The organism is Streptomyces sp. NPDC111802 (assembly GCF_055634335.1).
In genome coordinates this window covers 130,236-148,946 of sequence record NZ_JBVKCZ010000007.1, presented here as the reverse complement: position 1 = coordinate 148,946, position 18,711 = coordinate 130,236, and the positions used below count along the sequence as shown (strand labels likewise).

Annotated in this window: 15 protein-coding genes; 3 read left to right on the top strand and 12 right to left on the bottom strand. The window is 69.5% G+C overall.

Annotation, left to right across the window (positions count from 1 at the left end; genetic code table 11):
- Positions 1-16: 16 nt before the first annotated feature.
- A complete protein-coding gene (locus tag ACZ7NC_RS09845) occupies positions 17-454 on the bottom strand; it encodes a DUF948 domain-containing protein (protein ID WP_471486525.1) in 438 nt (145 codons plus the stop codon).
- Between the two features lie 163 nt (positions 455-617).
- On the opposite strand from ACZ7NC_RS09845, the gene ACZ7NC_RS09840 reads away from it, so the two are divergent.
- Positions 618-2,780 carry an ATP-binding protein gene (locus tag ACZ7NC_RS09840; protein WP_471486523.1) on the top strand — a complete coding sequence of 721 codons (2,163 nt, stop codon included), beginning with the start codon at positions 618-620 and terminating at the stop codon, positions 2,778-2,780.
- A gap of 21 nt (positions 2,781-2,801) precedes the next feature.
- On the opposite strand, the gene rpsD is transcribed toward ACZ7NC_RS09840, so the two are convergent.
- From rpsD to ACZ7NC_RS09815, 5 genes are all read right to left on the bottom strand, one after another.
- Positions 2,802-3,416, bottom strand: coding sequence for a 30S ribosomal protein S4 (rpsD, locus tag ACZ7NC_RS09835; protein ID WP_067025601.1), 615 nt, complete (start codon positions 3,414-3,416; stop codon positions 2,802-2,804).
- A gap of 315 nt (positions 3,417-3,731) precedes the next feature.
- Positions 3,732-5,087 (bottom strand): replication-associated recombination protein A, encoded by a 1,356-nt coding sequence (locus ACZ7NC_RS09830; RefSeq protein WP_471486521.1) that lies wholly within the window; start codon positions 5,085-5,087, stop codon positions 3,732-3,734.
- A gap of 45 nt (positions 5,088-5,132) precedes the next feature.
- Positions 5,133-5,792 (bottom strand): vitamin K epoxide reductase family protein, encoded by a 660-nt coding sequence (locus ACZ7NC_RS09825; protein ID WP_471486519.1) that lies wholly within the window; start codon positions 5,790-5,792, stop codon positions 5,133-5,135.
- Positions 5,793-5,988: 196 nt separating this feature from the next.
- A complete protein-coding gene (gene hisS, locus ACZ7NC_RS09820; RefSeq protein WP_471486518.1) occupies positions 5,989-7,251 on the bottom strand; it encodes a histidine--tRNA ligase in 1,263 nt (420 codons plus the stop codon).
- Positions 7,252-7,262: 11 nt separating this feature from the next.
- A complete protein-coding gene (locus ACZ7NC_RS09815; RefSeq protein ID WP_471486516.1) occupies positions 7,263-7,970 on the bottom strand; it encodes an MBL fold metallo-hydrolase in 708 nt (235 codons plus the stop codon).
- Between the two features lie 180 nt (positions 7,971-8,150).
- Between ACZ7NC_RS09815 and ACZ7NC_RS09810 the strand changes: the two genes are divergently transcribed.
- Together ACZ7NC_RS09810 and ACZ7NC_RS09805 are read left to right on the top strand one after the other, a co-directional pair.
- Complete coding sequence (locus ACZ7NC_RS09810) at positions 8,151-8,996, top strand: peptidylprolyl isomerase (protein WP_471486514.1); 846 nt, start codon at positions 8,151-8,153, stop codon at positions 8,994-8,996.
- 135 nt (positions 8,997-9,131) lie between these two features.
- Complete coding sequence (locus tag ACZ7NC_RS09805) at positions 9,132-10,361, top strand: DUF349 domain-containing protein (protein WP_471486512.1); 1,230 nt, start codon at positions 9,132-9,134, stop codon at positions 10,359-10,361.
- 111 nt (positions 10,362-10,472) lie between these two features.
- Here ACZ7NC_RS09805 and relA read toward each other — a convergent pair whose 3' ends face one another.
- From relA to ruvB, 6 genes are all read right to left on the bottom strand, one after another.
- Positions 10,473-12,998 carry a GTP pyrophosphokinase gene (gene relA, locus ACZ7NC_RS09800; protein WP_471486510.1) on the bottom strand — a complete coding sequence of 842 codons (2,526 nt, stop codon included), beginning with the start codon at positions 12,996-12,998 and terminating at the stop codon, positions 10,473-10,475.
- 402 nt (positions 12,999-13,400) lie between these two features.
- The gene (locus tag ACZ7NC_RS09795) at positions 13,401-13,940 is read right to left on the bottom strand and encodes an adenine phosphoribosyltransferase (RefSeq protein ID WP_471486508.1); all 540 of its coding nucleotides are present in this window, start codon (positions 13,938-13,940) and stop codon (positions 13,401-13,403) included.
- Positions 13,937-15,061 carry a protein translocase subunit SecF gene (secF, locus tag ACZ7NC_RS09790; RefSeq protein WP_471486506.1) on the bottom strand — a complete coding sequence of 375 codons (1,125 nt, stop codon included), beginning with the start codon at positions 15,059-15,061 and terminating at the stop codon, positions 13,937-13,939. The genes ACZ7NC_RS09795 and secF overlap by 4 nt, the downstream gene beginning before the upstream one ends.
- 1 nt (position 15,062) lies before the next feature.
- Positions 15,063-16,826, bottom strand: a complete 1,764-nt coding sequence (gene secD / locus ACZ7NC_RS09785) for a protein translocase subunit SecD (RefSeq protein ID WP_471486504.1) — start codon at positions 16,824-16,826, stop codon at positions 15,063-15,065.
- Positions 16,827-16,958: 132 nt separating this feature from the next.
- Positions 16,959-17,456, bottom strand: coding sequence for a preprotein translocase subunit YajC (gene yajC / locus ACZ7NC_RS09780; protein WP_471486502.1), 498 nt, complete (start codon positions 17,454-17,456; stop codon positions 16,959-16,961).
- A gap of 175 nt (positions 17,457-17,631) precedes the next feature.
- Complete coding sequence (ruvB, locus tag ACZ7NC_RS09775) at positions 17,632-18,702, bottom strand: Holliday junction branch migration DNA helicase RuvB (RefSeq protein ID WP_471486500.1); 1,071 nt, start codon at positions 18,700-18,702, stop codon at positions 17,632-17,634.
- Positions 18,703-18,711: the final 9 nt, after the last annotated feature.

Here is an 18,711-nt window from a genome sequence, read left to right as displayed (position 1 = left end):
CGCTCGGTCTCAGTCCTTACTTCCGCTTGCGTCGTGCGGCAGGGACCGTCCGGCCCACGATCACGTTACGCCGGGGCGACTTCGCGGGCATGTCCTCCTGCTTGCGGCCGCCGAGGGCGCGGCGCACGCCGTAGCCGAAGGCCGCGACCTTGACCAGGGGGCCGCCGAAGGTGGAGGCGACGGTGGTCGACAGGGCGGAGGCGTTCGACGTGACCTCCTGGACGTCGGAGGCGATCGCGTCGACCCGGTCGATCTGGGTCTGCGCCGAGCGCACCGCCGAGGAGGCGTCTGCCAGGAGCGGGACCGCCTGATCGGTCACATCCGCGACGAGCTTGGTGGTCGCCCTGAGCGTCTGGGCCAGCCTCGCCAGCGCGACGGCGAGGAAGGAGACCAGGATCGCCCAGAAGACGGCCACCAGGATCCCGGCAACTTCTCCACCGGACACTGTGTGCACCCGCTCCCTGAAACGTGCCTCTGCATCGGTCTACATCGAAAAAGTCGTGCACCGAGCCTATCGCGCCGGGGCCGCCGCTCCGCACCGGATTAGTGCCCGTGCGCGGCCGGGTGACGAGAAGCGATTGTACGGAATGATTATGGTTCAGTACGCTCCGTATCCCATGCGGGATCAATGGCGCCCCCAGGCCCTCGCCAACGGCGATCTGCCCCTGGAACTGAGCACGTTCGTGGGCCGCTCGGCGGAACTCGCCGAGCTGACCGCGGCGCTCGGAACCGCGCGGCTGGTGACGGTGACCGGTGTCGGCGGAGTCGGCAAGTCACGGCTGGCGGCACGCGCGGCCTCGCGGTGCGCGCCCCGGGACGGTGTGCGGCATGTGGAGTTGGCACCGGTGCGCGATCCGGAGTTCGTCCCCTACGCGGTCGTGGAGGCGCTGGGTCTGACGGACCACACGACCCGTCTGCCCCACGAGGCTCTGCTGGCGCATCTCGCGGGGCGTGAACTCCTGCTGATCCTGGACGGTTTCGAGCATCTGGTCGACGCCTGCGCGGGGCTGGCGACGGATCTGCTGCGCCGGGTGCCGGGGCTGAGCGTGCTCGCCGTGGGGCGCAGACCGCTGGGCCTGGCGGGCGAGCGGCTGTTTCCGCTGGCGCCGCTGGGCGAGGACGACGCGGTGGAGCTGTTCGTGGAGCGAGCGGCACAGCGCGGGACTGCCGTGCCGGACGACGCGGACGTACGGGAGTTGTGCCGTCGCCTGGACGGGGTCCCGCTCGCGATCGAGCTGGCCGCGGGGCGGCTGCGGACGCTGGCGCCGGGGCAGGTGCTGGAGCGGCTCGACGACCGGTTCCGGCTGCTGACCGGCGGCGGGAGGGACGCCCTGCCGCGCCATCGGACACTGCGTACGACGGTCGGCTGGAGCCATGAACTGTGCACGCCCGAGGAGCGGTTACTGTGGGCGCGGCTGTCGGTGTTCGCGGGCCGGTTCGACCTGGGTGCGGCCGAGTATGTGTGCGGCGGCCAGGGCCTGCACTCCGACGACGTTCTCGATGTGCTCTCGGAGCTGCTGGCCCAGTCCGTGCTCACGCGGGAGGAGACCCCGACCGGGGTGCGCTACCGGATGCTGGACACGATCCGGGCCTACGGTGCCGACTGGCTGGAGGCGACCGGGGACGCGGCCCGGCTGCGGCGCCGGCACCGCGACTGGTATCTGGGCCTGACGACCTGGTGCGAGCTGGAGTGGTTCTCGCCGCGGCAGGGCGAGGTGGCGGCGCGCGTCGAGGCGGAGCTGCCGAATCTGCGCTACGCCCTGGAGTACTGCCTGAGCGAGCCGGACGAGGCGCATCTGGGGCAGTACCTCGCGGGCTCCCTGTGGTTCCACTGGGTCGGCTGCGGGCGGCTGTCGGAGGGGCGGCGCTGGCTGGAGCAGGCCGTGGCGCTGGACTCCGGTCAGGGGCGGTCGCGGCTGAAGGCACTGTGGGTGCTCGGCTATGTGGCGATCCTGCAGGGCGACTCGGTGCCCGCCCTGGGGGCGCTGCTGGAGTGCCGGGAGGAGGCGGAGCGCGCGGGCGACCTGACGGCGGTGGCGTACGCCGAGCACCGCACGGGCTGTCTGGCGCTGCTCTCGGACGACATGGAGCGCGCGGAGACGCTGCTGCGCTCGGCGCTCACCCGCTATCAGGAGATCGGCGAGCTGAACAGCAATGTGCTGATGGGCCAGGTCGAGCTGGCGATGACACGGGCGTTCCAGGGCGATCTGCCGGACGCGGTGCGGTTGTGCGAGGACGTGCGCCAGGTGTGCGAGGACCACGGCGAGCGCTGGGCGCGCTCCTACGCGCTGTACGTCCTGGCGTACGCCGCCTGGGCCGAGGGCGATCTGCCCGGCGCCCGCGCATCGCTGACCGAGTGCCTCGCCGGCGCCCACTCCTTCCACGATCTGCTCGGCTCGGTGCTGGCCGTGGAGCTGCTGGCCCTGGTCACCGGGGCGGAGGGCGATGCCGCGGAGGCCGCGGTGCTGCAGGGGGCGGCGGCCGGGATGTGGCCGTCGGTCGGACTGCCGTTGTTCGGCTCGGCCTGCTTCAACACACCGCACGAGCGGTGCGAGACGGCCGCGCGGGAGCGGCTCGGCGACGAGCGGTACGAGGAGTGCGTACGGCAGGGCGAGGCGCTCGGCCGGGAGGCCGCGGTGCACCGGGCGCTGGGCCGGCCGCCCTCGGACGCGCCCCCGCCCCGCGAGGCCGGCTCGGCATGTCCGGGCGACCCTGACCATGCGGAAGCCCGCCGCCTCCCCCACCCGGAAGGGCGGGGAGACGACGGGCTGAGGCGCTGAAGTCCTACGACCGCTGAAGGATCAACGAGCGTAGTACTCGACGACGAGCTGCTCGTCGCAGATCACCGGGATCTCCTTGCGGTTCGGCTCGCGGTCCAGGCGGAACGCCAGGGCCTTGAGGTTCACCTGGAGGTAGCGCGGGGTCTCACCCTCGGGGGCGAAGCCGCCCTCACGGGAGATGGAGAAGAGGGTCTTCTCGCGGCTGCGCTCGCGGACCATCACGACGTCGTCGGGCTTGACGCGGAAGGACGGCTTGTCGACCTTCTGGCCGTTGACCTCGATGTGGCCGTGCACGACCATCTGACGGGCCTGGTAGATGGTGCGGGCGATGCCCGAACGCAGGACCAGGGCGTCGAGACGGCGCTCGAGCTCGATGATCAGGGCCTCACCGGTCTTGCCCTGGACCTTGGAGGCACGCTCGTAGGCGCGGACGAGCTGACGCTCGGACACGTCGTACTGCGCACGCAGACGCTGCTTCTCCAGCAGACGGACCTTGTAGTCCGAGTTCTGCTTGCGGCCACGGCCGTGCTCACCCGGCGGGTAGGGACGGGCCTCGAAGTACTTGACGGCCTTCGGGGTCAGCGCGATGCCGAGGGCACGCGACTTCTTGACCTTGGGGCGGGACTGGTTCGCCACTTGTTTCTCATTTCCTGGTTTTCGGCTTGTCAGGGTTGAGGGAGGTCGCATCCGCAGCCGGGGAAACCCTCCCAGTCCTCGTCCTTGCGGACTGACGGACCGGGTGGGCAGCCGCTCCCCTGGTCTGGGCACATACGTGCAGCACGCGAGTGGCCCACCGACCGTTCCCGTCGTGCGACGAGTGGTGGTGGGCTGCCCGCGACACCGTTCGACGGTGCGCGACGCTCCTGGAGCCGGTCCGAGGACCGGAGCTCCGGCTGACCGTCCCGTTCTGACAGCACGGGACACAGCACTTCGGGGAAGTTTACAGGGTGCTCAGGACCGCTTGCGACCGAGGTGCTTTCTGGTCCACTCCACGGCGTCCGCGTACCGCGCCTCCGCGCCGTGCCGGGTCGGAGTGTAGTACTCGCTGTCCTTGAGGGCGTCCGGGGCGTACTGCTGCTCGGCGATGCCCTCCGCCAGGTCGTGCGGATACACATACCCCTGCGCGTGCCCGAGCTTGGCGGCGCCCTTGTAGTGCCCGTCGCGCAGGTGCGGTGGGACGGGCCCCGCCAGTCCCTTGCGTACGTCGTCCAGGGCGGCGCCGATCGCGGTGGTCGCGGAGTTGGACTTGGGGGCGAGCGCGAGGGCGATGGTGGCGTGGCTGAGGGTGAGGGCGGCCTCGGGGAAGCCGATCATGGCGACGGCCTGGGCTGCGGCGACCGCGATCGGCAGGGCGTTCGGATCGGCGAGGCCGATGTCCTCGCTGGCGGAGATCATCAGGCGGCGGGCGATGAAACGGGGGTCCTCGCCGGCCTCGATCATCCGGGCCAGGTAGTGCAGGGCGGCATCGACGTCGGAGCCGCGGATGGACTTGATGAGGGCGCTGGCGACGTCGTAGTGCTGGTCGCCGTCGCGGTCGTACTTCACCGCCGCGCGGTCGACGGTCTGCTCCAGCGTCTGGAGGCTGATCTCGGTCGCGCCCTGGTCCAGGGCGGCCCCCGCGGCGGCTTCCAGGGCGGTCAGTGCGCGGCGTGCGTCGCCGCCGGCGATCCGCAGCAGGTGCGCCTCGGTGTCCTCGGGGAGGCCGACGGCGTCCTTCAGACCGCGCTCATCGCTGAGCGCCCGCCGCAGCAGCCCCCTGACGTCGTCGTCCGTGAGGGGTTCGAGGGTGAGCAGGAGGGAGCGGGACAGCAGCGGGGAGATGATCGAGAAGTACGGGTTCTCGGTGGTCGCCGCGATCAGGGTCACCCAGCGGTTCTCGACGGCCGGGAGGAGGGAGTCCTGCTGGGCCTTGCTGAAGCGGTGGATCTCGTCGAGGAAGAGGACCGTCTCCTTGCCGAAGCCGCCGGTGGCGCGGCGGGCGCCGTCGATGACCGCGCGGACCTCCTTGACGCCGGCGGTGATCGCGGAGAGCTCTACGAAGCGTTTGTTGGTGGCCTTGGAGACGACGTACGCCAACGTGGTCTTGCCGGTGCCGGGCGGGCCCCAGAGGATCACCGACGACGGGCCGGCGGGGCCCTTGGCGCCCTCGCCGACCAGCCTGCGCAGGGGTGAGCCGGGCTTGAGCAGGTGCTGCTGGCCCACGACCTCGTCGAGGGTGCGCGGGCGCATGCGCACCGCCAGGGGACTCCCCGCGGGGTCTTTCTCCTGGCGTTCTTCTGCGGCGGCGGTGAACAGGTCGGGCTCCACGTTGGAAACCCTAAATCACCGCACTGACATCGGGCTCGGAGCGGGTCAGGCGGCCCAGAGCTGGCTGCCCCAGCGGGTCAGGATCAGCATCACGATGACGCCGCAGTGGGTCACCGGGAGCACCCAGGTGAACTCGGCGAGGAAGTTCTTCAGCGGCCGCGGGGCGGGCAGGAAGCCGTTGCGGACGTTGAAGGAGGTCACGTACCAGAACATGGTGATCGTCGCGGCCCAGGCCAGCGAGCACCACAGGCACAGCGCGTTGATGCGGTACAGCGACTGGAACATCAGCCAGGTGCAGAAGAGGACGCCGAAGAGGGTGCCGAAGTTGAAGGTCAGCCAGTACCAGCGCGGGAAGCGGGCGCGGGTGAGCAGGCTCGTGCCGACGCAGATGACGATGCCGTAGCAGACGAGGCCGAGCATGGGGTTGGGGAACCCGAAGGCGGCCGCCTGCTTGCTCTCCATGATGCTGCCGCAGGACACGATCGGGTTGAGGCTGCAGCCGGGCGTGAAGGTCGTTCCCTCGACCTTCGCCTCGAGGATCTTGAACTTGTCGATCGTGATGACCCACGCGGCGAGCAGTCCGGCCGCGCCGGTGATCACCAGCAGCAGAGCGAACGCACGGCTACTGCCCAGCGATCGCGGCGGCGCCTCGGCGCGCTCCGACTCGGGCTCGGTGGAGACGTCTTTGACTGTCGTCTTGCTCATCACGCCGATTCCGTCACTTGAGACCTGGAGTTTCTCCGGACACGGCACATTGTGCCGTACACACACGCGTGCCCACCGTTCGCTGCGCATAAGGAAATACGCGCGTGCACGGGAAAACACTCGGTTCAAGACAGCTGTGGAACAGCTACGGAACGGACGAGGGCGGGGTCCTTTCGGCCCCGCCCTCCCACAGAATTCAGCCCAGACGAGCTTCCAGCTCCGCGACGATCTCGTTGACGCCGATGGCCGCCTGCTCACCGGACTCCATGTCCTTGAGCTGTACGACACCCTCGGCGAGGTCGCGCTCACCGGCGACGATCGTGTAGCGGGCGCCGCTGCGGTTGGCGTTCTTCATGGCGCCCTTGAGGCCCTTGGCGCCGTAGGAGAAGTCCGCCGCGATACCGACCTTGCGCAACTCGGTCACCTTGGCGAACAGCACCCGACGGGCCTCCTCGCCGAGCGGCACCGCGAACACGCTGGTGGACGCCGGGAGTTGAAGCTCCACGCCCTCCGCCTCCAGGGCGAGCACGGTGCGGTCGACGCCGAGCGCCCAGCCGACGGACGGCAGCGCGGGGCCGCCGATCATCTCGGACAGCCCGTCGTAGCGGCCGCCGCCGCCCACCGCGGACTGGGAGCCCAGACCGTCGTGGACGAACTCGAAGGTCGTACGCGTGTAGTAGTCCAGACCGCGCACCAGCTTCGGGTCGTCCTCGAAGGCGACGCCGGCCGCCGTGATCAGCTCACGGACCTCCTCGTGGTACGCCTTGCAGGCGTCGCAAAGGTAGTCGCGCAGGAGCGGGGCGCCGGTCAACTGCTTCTGAACCGACTCGCGCTTGTCGTCGAGGACGCGCAGCGGGTTGATCTCCGAGCGGCGAAGGGTGTCCTCGTCCAGGTCCAGGCCGCGCAGGAAGTCCTGAAGCGCCGCTCGGTACACCGGACGGCACTCCTTGTCGCCCAGGCTGTTGAGCAGGATCCGGAAGTCGCTCAGGCCCAGCGAGCGGTAGGCCTGGTCGGCCAGGATGATCAACTCGGCGTCCAGCGCCGGGTCCTCGGCGCCGATCGCCTCGGCGCCGACCTGGGAGAAGTGCCTGTAACGGCCCTTCTGGGGGCGCTCGTAGCGGTAGTAGGAGCCCGAGTACCAGAGCTTGACCGGGAGGTTGCCCGCCTTGTGCAGGTTGGCCTCCAGCGCCGCGCGCAGGACCGAGGCCGTGCCCTCGGGGCGCAGGGCGAGTTTGTCGCCGCCCTTGGTCTCGAAGGCGTACATCTCCTTGGTCACGATGTCGGTGGACTCGCCGACGCCGCGCGCGAACAGCTCGACGCTCTCGAAGCCGGGCGTCTCGATGTAGCCGTAACCGGAGTTGCGCAGGGGGGCCGCGATCGCCTCACGGACGGCCAGGAACTTGGCGGAGTCCGGCGGGATCAGGTCGTACGTGCCCTTGGGGGCCTTGAAGGTGCTCACGGAAGGTCTCGTCACATTCCTCGTCGGGGAGCGTCGGCGCTCCCGAGGCCGGCGGCCACCTGCCGCAGATAGGGGTTGGTGGCGCGCTCCTGGCCGATGGTCGTCTGGGGGCCGTGGCCGGACAGCACCACGGTCGAGTCGTCGAGCGGCAGGCACACACGGGCCAGCGAGTCGAGCATCTCGGCCATGTCACCGCCGGGCAGGTCGGTGCGTCCGATGGAGCCGGCGAACAGCAGGTCGCCCGAGAAGAAGACCGGCGGGATGTCCGCCGCCTCGGGCAGGCCGAAGGTCACCGACCCCTTGGTATGGCCCGGCGCGTGCGCGACGGTCAGCTCCAGACCGGCCAGCTCCAGCTTGGCGCCGTCGGTCAACTCCTTGACGTCGTCCGGCTCCCCGATGGTCAGCTCGCCCATCAGCTGCATGCCGATGGAACGGCCGAGCGCCTTCTCGGGGTCGCTCATCATGTACCGGTCCTCGGGGTGGATCCAGGCCGGCACGTCGTGTGCGCCGCACACCGGGACGACCGAGGCCACATGGTCGAGATGACCGTGGGTGAGGACGACGGCGACGGGCTTGAGCCGATGCTTCTTCAGTGCTTCCTCGACTCCTGGGGCCGCCTCGTGGCCCGGGTCGATGATCACGCACTCCTCACCGGCGGCGGGGGCGACGAGATAACAGTTCGTCCCCCAGGCCCCGGCGGGGAACCCGGCAATGAGCACGATCGTCCTTCGTTTGTGTCGACACGAGTGGTTTGTCGGCGGACTCCGCCTGCCGTCAGAGCCTACCGGCGCTGCCGATTCCTCAGCGAACCCATATACGGTACGGGGCACACACAGGCGGTCGACTCGCTGAACACACGCGTACCGGTCGACACATACGACGCATGAGGAGAGAACCCGGTGGTCAGCCAGGAACAGCGGCGGCGTCAGCTCGCCCGGGAGAAGTTCTTGCGGCAGCAGCAGCGGCGCACGTCCGCCCGACGCAAGTCGCGCATGCGCAACTCGGTGATCGCGTCGGTGCTCGGGGTGGTCGTCATCGGCAGCCTCGCGCTGTACACCACCGGAGTCCTCAAGGGCGACGACGACAGCAAGGAGAACGCGGGCGCGGAGGTCACGCCCAGCGCGACCAGCAAGGCTCCGGACCCGTGCGAGAAGCCGGCCGCGGGCAAGGTCAGGACGGCTACCTGGAAGAAGGAGCCGGAGCTGACCGTCGACAAGTCGGCGAAGTACACGATGAAGCTCGCGACGACGTGCGGTGACATAGACATCGCCCTTAAGGCGTCGGCCGCTCCGCACACGGTGAACTCGTTCGAGTTCCTCGCCGGCAAGGGCTACTTCGACCATTCCAAGTGCCACCGGCTGACCAACAGCGGCATCTATGTGCTCCAGTGCGGCGACCCGCAGGGCACCGGAATGGGCGGGCCCGGGTACACGATTCCGGACGAGAACCTCAAGGACGCGAGCCTCAAGGGAGGTGTGTACCCGGCGGGCACGGTCGCGATGGCCAACCAGTACAACCCCCAGGCGAAGCAGGGGCGCAACACCGGGGGCAGCCAGTTCTTCCTCGTCTACCAGGACAGTCAGCTGCCGCCCGACTACACACCGTTCGGCACGGTGTCCGAGGCGGGCATGAAGGTTCTGAAGAAGATCGCGGATGCCGGAGCCCAGCCCGCGGACCCCACAACCGGTAACACCGCCCCCAACGCGACGGTCGTGATCAACAAGGCCACGGTCACGAAATCCTGACCCCCAGCTGCGTAATTTCGGTCGCGCGGGATGCGGACAGGCAACCCGCCGGTCGCCTATGTTGGCCGTGACGAAACTGTGGACGATGCCCGGGGGAAAACAAGCCCCTCGCAGGCATCATGTGGAGGAGGCGCTGTGAGCAGCGACCCGTGGGGCCGCGTCGACGAGACGGGGACCGTGTACGTGCGTACGGCCGACGGCGAGCAGGTTGTCGGCTCTTGGCAGGCAGGCACTCCTGAAGAGGCGCTGGCCTATTTCGAGCGCAAGTACGAAGGCCTGGTTGTCGAGATCGGCCTCCTCGAGAAGCGGGTGAAGACCACCGACCTGTCGGCGAAGGACGCCCAGACCGCGATCGACCACATCCGTGAGCAGGTCGACGCCCATCACGCGGTCGGCGATCTGGACGCCCTGAAGACCCGGCTGGACAAGCTGGTCGAGACGGTCGACAAGCGCCGCGAGGAGCGCAAGCAGCAGCGGGCCAAACAGTCCGACGAGGCACGCCACGCCAAGGAGGCGCTGGTCGTCGAGGCGGAGGAGCTGGCGCAGTCCGACCAGTGGCGGGCCGCCGGTGAGCGGCTGCGTTCCCTGGTGGACACCTGGAAGGGCCTGCCGCGTCTCGACCGCAAGTCGGACGACGAGCTGTGGCATCGCTTCTCGCACGCCCGGTCCGCGTTCTCCAAGCGCCGCAAGGCGCACTTCGCGCAGCTGGACGCGCAGCGCGAGGAGGCGCGCAGGACCAAGGAGCGGCTGGTCGCCGAGGCGGAGTCGCTGTCCGGCTCGACCGACTGGGGTCTGACGGCGGCGCGCTACCGCGAGCTGATGTCGGAGTGGAAGGCGGCCGGGCGCGCCCAGCGCGAGCACGAGGACGACCTGTGGAACCGCTTCCGCGGTGCCCAGGACGTCTTCTTCGCCGCCCGCAGCTCGGTCTTCGCCGAGCGTGACGCCGAGCAGTCCGAGAACCTGAAGCTGAAGGAGGAGCTGGCCGAGGAGGCCGAGAAGCTCCTGCCGATCGGCGACCTGAAGGGCGCCCGTGCCGCCTTCCGCTCGATCAACGAGCGCTGGGAGGCCATCGGCCATGTGCCGCGCGACGCCCGCCCGAAGGTCGAGGGCCGGATGCACGCCGTCGAGCGGGCCCTCCAGGAGGCCGAGGAGTCCGAGTGGCGCCGCACCAACCCGGAGGCCCGCGCGCGTGCCGAGGGGCTGACCGGTCAGCTCCAGGCCGCCGTGGACAAGCTGAGGGGCCAGATCGAGCAGGCACGCGCCCAGGGCAACAACGCGAAGGCCGACAAGCTGGAGCGTGAGCTGGAGGGCCGCCAGGCGCTGCTGGACCAGGCGCTGAAGGGCTTGCACGAGTTCGGCGGCTGACCGGGCGGTTGGGACAGCTTCTACGACGAGAAGGGCCCCGTACATCGCGTACGGGGCCCTTCTCGTCGTATGCCTGTCGTGTGCCTTACGAAGGCGTGCTCGTCGTATGCCCTACGCCCGGCTGCGCGCCGAAGTCACCCGGTACACGTCGTAGACGCCCTCGACGCCCCTGACCGCCTTCAGGACGTGCCCGAGGTGCTTCGGGTCGCCCATCTCGAAGGTGAAGCGGGACGTGGCGACGCGGTCGCGGGAGGTCTGGACCGCCGCGGAGAGGATGTTGACGTGCTGGTCGGACAGCACACGGGTGACGTCCGACAGGAGCCGGGAGCGGTCCAGGGCCTCGACCTGGATGGCGACCAGGAAGACCGAGGACTGGGTGGGCGCCCACTCGACCTCGAGGATGCGCTCGGGCTCGCGGGACAGTGACTCCACGTTCACACAGTCGCTGCGGTGAACCGATACTCCGCTACCGCGCGTGACGAAGCCGATGATCGGGTCGCCGGGCACCGGCGTACAGCAGCGGGCCAGCTTGACCCACACGTCCTCGACGCCCTTGACGATGACGCCCGGGTCGGCGCTGGAGCGGCGCTTGCGGCGGCGGCCGTGGGCCGGCGGGACCGACTCGTCGATCTCCTCCGTGGCGGCTTCCTCGCCGCCGAGGGCCTGGACGAGTTTCTGCACGATGTTCTGCGCGGAGACATGGCCCTCGCCGATCGCGGCGTAGAGCGCCGAGATGTCCGCGTAGCGCATCTCGTGCGCGAGCGTGACCAGCGAGTCACCGGTCAGGATGCGCTGGATCGGCAGGTTCTGCTTGCGCATCGCGCGGACGATGGCGTCCTTGCCCTGCTCGATGGCCTCGTCGCGGCGCTCCTTGGAGAACCACGCCCGGATCTTGTTGCGGGCACGCGGCGACTTCACGAAGCCGAGCCAGTCGCGGGAGGGGCCCGCGCCGGGTGCCTTGGAGGTGAAGACCTCGACCAGGTCGCCGTTGTCCAGGGTGGATTCGAGCGGTACGAGACGCCCGTTGACCCGCGCTCCTATGGTGCGGTGACCGACCTCCGTGTGGACGGCGTACGCGAAGTCGACCGGGGTGGCACCCGCCGGGAGCGCTATGACGTCGCCCTTCGGGGTGAAGACGAAGACCTCGTTGCGGGACAGGTCGAAGCGCAGGGACTCCAGGAACTCGCCGGGGTCCTCGGTCTCCTTCTGCCAGTCGAGCAGCTGGCGCAGCCACGCCATGTCGTTGAGGTGGTCGTCCTTGCCCTTGCCGGACGACTTGGGGGCGTCGGAGCGCACCTTGGAGGCGCCGGCGACGGCCTCCTGCTTGTACTTCCAGTGCGCGGCGATGCCGTACTCGGCACGGCGGTGCATGTCGAACGTACGGATCTGGAGTTCGACCGGCTTGCCGTTGGGTCCGATGACCGTCGTGTGCAGCGACTGGTACATGTTGAACTTGGGCATCGCGATGTAGTCCTTGAACCGGCCGGGGACCGGGTTCCATCGCGCGTGCACGGTGCCGAGGGCGGCGTAGCAGTCGCGGACCGTGTCGACAAGTACACGAATACCCACCAGGTCGTAGATCTCCGCGAAGTCACGGCCGCGGACGATCATCTTCTGGTAGACGCTGTAGTAGTGCTTCGGGCGGCCGGTGACGGTCGCCTTGATGCGGGCGGCCCGCAGGTCCTGCTGGACCTCGTCGGTCACTATGGCCAGATACTCGTCACGCTTCGGTGCCCGCTCGGCCACCAGCCGTACGATCTCGTCGTACATCTTGGGGTAGAGGATCGCGAAGGCGAGGTCCTCCAGCTCCCACTTGATGGTGTTCATGCCGAGGCGATGGGCGAGCGGCGCGTAGATCTCCAGGGTCTCGCGCGCCTTCTTCTCCTGCTTCTCGCGCTTGAGGTAGCGCATGGTGCGCATGTTGTGCAGGCGGTCTGCGAGCTTGATGACCAGGACGCGCGGGTCCTTGGCCATGGCGACGACCATCTTGCGCACGGTCTCGGCCTGCGCGGCCTCGCCGAACTTGACCTTGTCCAGCTTGGTCACGCCGTCGACGAGCAGCGCGACCGAGTCGCCGAAGTCGCGGCGGAGCTGGTCGAGGCCGTACTCGGTGTCCTCGACGGTGTCGTGCAGCAGGCCCGCCATCAGGGTGGCCGGATCCATGCCCAGCTCGGCGAGGATGGTGGTGACCGCCAGCGGGTGCGTGATGTAGGGGTCGCCGCTCTTGCGCTTCTGACCGCGGTGCCAGCGTTCGGCAACCTGGTAGGCCTTCTCGATCTGGCGGAGCGTGGCGGTCTCGATCTTCGGGTCGTTGCTGCGGACTATGCGCAGCAGCGGTTCCAGGACCGGGTTGTACGGGTTGGAGCGCTGGACTCCGAGGCGGGCGAGGCGGGCGCGGACGCGGTTGGAGGAGCCGGTACGGGCGGGCTGACCGGTGTTCGGGCGGACCGCGGGCGTCGACGACGCGGGCTTGGGACGAGGCGGCTCGGCCGGCTTGTCGACGGGCGCGGACTGGGCGTGCTCGACCGTCCCGCGCGCGTCGTTCTTGGCGTGCGGTGTGCTCGGCGCGGGCTTCGCCGCGGGCGCCGAGGCGGACTCGGGCTTGGCGGCGGTCAGGTGCTGGGCCTCGTCTGGCAAGAGGACTCCTCGTGCGCGATCCGGGTCCCCCGGTCAGGCTCCGGAGACCCCATGGTAGCGATCCTGCGGCCCAGGATCGCCTTCAGGCCGATGTGAGGACCGTCTACCGGAGAAACAAGAGGGACTGCCGCTGGATTCCGTCAGGCCCTGCGGACCCTGTCCTGGGGGGTGGCCGGAGCGCTTCCAGTGGTTGACGTGGGGCTTGCGCACCTTGTTTCGCCGGACCGCTCGGGCTCGCTAGAGGCACCGGTTTTGAGCCATGGGGTGCGGGGTGCCCGACCGGGTGGGCGCGTACGCCGTAGCGCCAGGGAGCGTACGCCGTGGCTCGCTTTCGCGTACGCGTATGCCGCGCGCCCTCGACTGCGGGCGCGCGGCATTGCGTGCGGCGAAACGGCTGGTGGCTCAGACCGTGAGCAGCGACTCCAGCGGGGCCCCGGCCAGGGCCGGCTCCAGGCGGGCTCGGCCGCCGAGGAAGCCCAGTTCCATCAGGACGGCGAGGCCGGCCACGTCGGCGCCGGCCCGGCGGATCAGCTGGATCGAGGCCTCCGCGGTGCCGCCGGTCGCCAGGACGTCGTCGATGACGAGGACGCGGTCACCGGTGCTCAGGTCCTCGGCGTGGACCTCGATCTCCGCCGAGCCGTACTCCAGGTCGTACGCCTGGCTGAGGGTGGCCCCGGGGAGCTTGCCCGCCTTGCGTACGGGGATGAAGCCGATGCCCGCGCGGACGGCGACAGGGGCGCCGAGGATGAAGCCCCGGGCCTCCAGGCCGACGATCTTCGTGGCGCCGGTGTTCGCGGCGATCTCGGCCAGCGCGTCGGTGAGCGCCGTGAACGCGGCCGGGTCCGCCAGGAGCGGGGTGATGTCCTTGAACATCACGCCCGGTTCCGGGTAGTCCGCCACATCACGGATACGGCTGAGCAGGAGCTCCCTGATCTCGGTCATCGACGCTTCCCCGAGGGACGGCCGCGGCCGCGGTTGCGGGCGGCGGGCTGGTTGCGGGGGCCGACGACCGCGGGGGCGGCGTCCTCCGGGTCGTCGGCGAGCGACTCGTCGGTGGCCGGGGCGTCCGGGGACTCGCCCTTCGCGGCGGACTGGGCCCGCTTGGCGAGCACGCGCTTCTTCAGGGCCTTCATCTGCGGCTCGCGCTCCTTGAGGTCGGCGACCAGCGGCGTGGCGATGAAGATCGAGGAGTACGCACCGGCCGCGAGACCGACGAACAGCGACAGCGAGATGTCGTTGAGCATGCCAGCGCCGAGGAAGCCGCCACCGATGAACAGCAGGCCCGCCACCGGCAGCAGCGCGACCACCGTGGTGTTGATGGAGCGGACCAGGGTGCTGTTGATCGAGCGGTTGGCGATGTCGCTGTAGGTCCAGCGGGTCTGCTTGGTGATGTCCTTCGTCTGCTCCTTGAGGCTGTCGAAGACGACGACCGTGTCATAGAGCGAGTAGCCGAGGATCGTCAACAGACCGATCACCGTACCCGGTGTGACCTCGAAGCCCACGAGGGCGTAGATGCCGACCGTGATGGTGATGTCGTGGATCAGGGCGACGAACGCGGCGAGCGCCATGCGCCACTCGAACGCGATCGCCAGATAGATCACCACAAGGACCAGGAAGATCCCGAGACCCTGCCAGGCCTTGTTGGCGATCTGCTCACCCCAGCTGGGGCCGACCAGCTCGCCGGTGACGTCGCTCTCGTCGACGCCCAGCTTCTCGGCCAGCTCCGTCGAGACCTTGTCGGCCTGGTTGGTGTCGATGCCCGAGATCTGGATGCGCAGCTTGGCGTCGTCTCCGCTGCCGAGCTTCTGGACGATCGCGTCGTGGCCGGACGCCTCTTCCGCGTAATCCTGCGCCTGGGCGACCGAGACGCTGGTCTTCGGGGTGTTGAAGACGGCTCCGCCCTGGAACTCGATGCCCATGTTCAGTCCGCGCACCGCCAGGCCGACGATGGCCGTGATGGTGATCAGGATCGACAGGCCGTACCAGATCTTGCGGTTGCCGACGAAGTCGTAGCCGACCTCGCCACGGTGCAGTCGGGCGCCGAGGTTGCCGAGCTTCGACATCTCACGCCTCCTTCGGGTCGACAGGGCCTGCGGCGGGGTGGGCGGGACGGCGGTTGCGGCGCAGCGGCGGCTTGGCACCCAGTCGCTTGGGATCGAGGCCGGACCACGGGTGGCCGCTCGCGAAGAACTTGGTGCGGGCCAGGAGCGTCAGCAGCGGCTTGGTGAACAGGAACACGACCACCACGTCGAGCAGGGTGGTCAGGCCGAGCGTGAACGCGAAGCCCTGGACCTTGCCGACGGTGACGATGAAGAGCACCGCCGCGGCGAGGAACGACACGAAGTCGGAGACCAGGATGGTGCGTCGGGCACGCGGCCAGGCCCGCTCCACGGCGGGGCGCAGCGAGCGGCCCTCGCGGATCTCGTCGCGGACGCGTTCGAAGTACACGATGAACGAGTCCGCTGTGATGCCGATGGCGACGATGGCACCGCAGACGGCCGGCAGGTTCAGCGCGAAGCCGATGGTCGGGCCGAGCAGCGACATGATCGTGTAGGTCAGGGCCGCGGAGACCAGCAGCGACAGCAGGGCGATCACCGACAGGCCGCGGTAGTAGGCCAGCAGGTAGATGACGACCAGGCCGAGGCCGATCGCACCGGCGATCAGACCGGCGTGCAGCTGCTCACCGCCGAGCGCGGCGGTCACCGTGGTGACGCTGTCCTCCTGGAAGGCCAGCGGCAGGGCGCCGTACGACAGCATGTTGGCGAGGCTCTGGGCCTCCTCCTGGGTGAAGCTGCCGGAGATCTGGGCGCTGCCGCCGCCGATGGTGCCCTGGACGAACGGGTGGGAGACGACCTCGTCGTCCAGCACGATCGCGAACTCGTTCTGCGGGGTGGTCTGCTTCGCGAGCTGGCCGGTGATGGTGGCGAACTTCTTGGCACCGCTGGAGTTGAAGGTCATGTCGACCTGCCAGCCCGCGGCGTTCTGGGTGTTGAAAGTCGCCTGGGCCTTCTTGATCTCGGTGCCGTCGACGTCGACCGGGCCGAGCAGGAACTTGCTCCACACCTTGTCGTCCTGGCCGCAGGCCACGGTGGGCTGGTCCTTCTTGGCTCCCTTGCCCGCGGCGGCGCGCTGCTTCGGATCGGCGCAGTTGAGGGCTGCGTACTCCTTCTCCAGCTTGCTGGACGAGGAGCCGGAGGTGCCGGACGGCGAAGGGCTGCCGGAGGCCTCGGGGCTGTTGCTCGCGGACGGCGTGGCGTCCGCCTTCAGCGCGTCGGTGACGGCGCGGCCCTGCGCAGTGGCGGTGGCCGTCGGGTCGGCGGAGCCGGACGTCGCGGAGTCCTTGGCCTTGTCGGTGCCGGACGCGCTCGGGGAGCCGCTCCCGCTGGGGGTCGCGCTCGGGGCGGGCGTCGCCTGGCCGGTGGCGGCCTCGCGCTGCAGGACCGGCCGGAAGTAGAGCTTGGCGGTGGTACCGACCTGTGCCCGGGCCTCCTTGGAGTTGGTGCCCTTGGGGATGTTGACGATGATGTTGCGATCGCCCTGGGTCTGTACCTCGGACTCCGAGACACCCAGACCATTGACACGGCGTTCCATGATCTCGACCGCGGTGTCCATGTTGGTCTTGTTGATCGCGGATTCCTGGCCGGGCTCGGCTACCGCGCGAAGCGTGATGCTCGTGCCGCCTGCCAGGTCGATGCCGAGTCGCGGAGTGGTGTGCCCCGAGGCGAACATCCCGCCGGTGAGCGCCGCGATGGCGATCAGGATCAGGGCCAGCGAGCGCCCTGGCTTGCTCTGGGCGCTCGCGCTCCGGCCCTTCTTAGGTGCTGCCACCTTCTCGTACTCCCTCTCGGGCCGCCTCACTCCGGATCGACGGGCGGGCGGCCATGACATGGTGTCGGGACCCCGTGCGAAGTCGGCATGCCCGGGGGCGCGCAGGCGTGGCCTGCGCGCCCGGGAACATGGCTACTTCGCGTCGGAGTCGCCGTCGGTCTTCTTCGACTCGTCGTCGGCCTTCGCCTCGGCGGCCACGGCGTCGGACGGCGCCGCGGACTCGTCGTCCTCGTCCTTCTTACCGAGGTCGACGGCCTTCTCGTCGGAGGCGGCGGCAGCGTCGGGCTCGTCGGTCACGGTGAGGGAGGAGGCGTCGTCCGGGACGACGTCGGACTTCAGGTCGTGCTCGATGCCGTGCACGATGCGGTTGTACTCGTCATCGGAGAGGACGGCACCGATCGCGTTCTTGGCGAACAGGAGCTCCACGCCCGGGCCGGCGTCAAGAAGGACGGTGTCGTCGCTGACCTCCTTGACGGTGCCGTACATGCCACCGATGGTGCGGACACCCGATCCGGGCTGCATCTGGTTCCGCATGTCGGCGGCCTGCTGCTGCTTCTTCTTGGCCGACCGGGTCATCAGGAACATGGCCCCGATGAGCACGATGAACGGGAGGAGGGTCACGAGACTCACGGGTCGGAACTTCCTTCACACGACCGCGGTGGTGAGCGGCCTGATGGTTGGGGGATTGTCTGCCGCCGACAAGGGCGGCATCGGCGGAGTCTAAGCGAGTCTCCGCGCATGGAACAACGCTCAGCATGGCACCGGGGTTCCTCGTCCGGCCACTGAGCTCGCCGTCACCGTTCCATCACGCCCCGAACAGGTCCTGTTGTCCGTTTCCCGCAGCTGACGAGCGGGGCGGGGTGAGGCCGAGATGCGCCCATGCGGCGGGCGTGGCGACGCGTCCGCGCGGGGTGCGGGCGAGCAGACCCTCCCGGACCAGGAAGGGTTCGGCGACCTCCTCGACGGTCTCGCGCTCCTCCCCCACCGCGACCGCGAGCGTGGACAGGCCGACGGGGCCGCCGCCGAACAGCTTGAGCAGGGCCTCCAGGACGGCACGGTCGAGCCGGTCCAGGCCGCGGGCGTCGACCTCGTACACGGCGAGCGCGGCCTCGGCGATGTCCCTGTTGATGATCCCGTCCGCCTTGACCTGGGCGTAGTCGCGGACGCGGCGCAGCAGGCGGTTGGCGATACGGGGCGTGCCACGGGAGCGGCCGGCGATCTCGGCGGCGCCGTCGGCCTCGATCTCGACGTCGAGCAGATTGGCCGAGCGGTGGATGACGCGCTCCAGCTCGACGGGCTCGTAGAACTCCATGTGCGCGGTGAAGCCGAAGCGGTCGCGCAGCGGGGGCGGCAGCAGGCCCGCGCGCGTGGTGGCGCCGACCAGGGTGAACGGGGGGAGTTCGAGGGGGATGGCGGTGGCGCCGGGGCCCTTGCCGACGATCACGTCGACGCGGTAGTCCTCCATCGCCATGTACAGCATCTCCTCGGCGGGCCGGGACATGCGGTGGATCTCGTCGAGGAAGAGGACCTCGCCCTCCTGGAGGGAGGAGAGGATCGCGGCGAGGTCGCCTGCGTGCTGGATGGCGGGGCCGCTGGTGATGCGGATCGGGGCGCCCATCTCGGCCGCGATGATCATCGAGAGGGTGGTCTTGCCCAGGCCGGGAGCGCCGGAGAGCAGCACATGGTCGGCGGTGGCGCCACGCGCGCGTGCGGCGCGCAGGACCAGGTCCAGCTGTTCGCGGACCTTCTCCTGGCCGATGAACTCGCCCAGATCCTTCGGGCGCAGCGCGGCCTCGACGGCCTGGTCCTCATGGTCGGCGGACGCACCGACGAGCCGCTCGGAGGCGGTGCTGTCGGTGGTGTCGTCCCAGTTCACTGCGGTTCT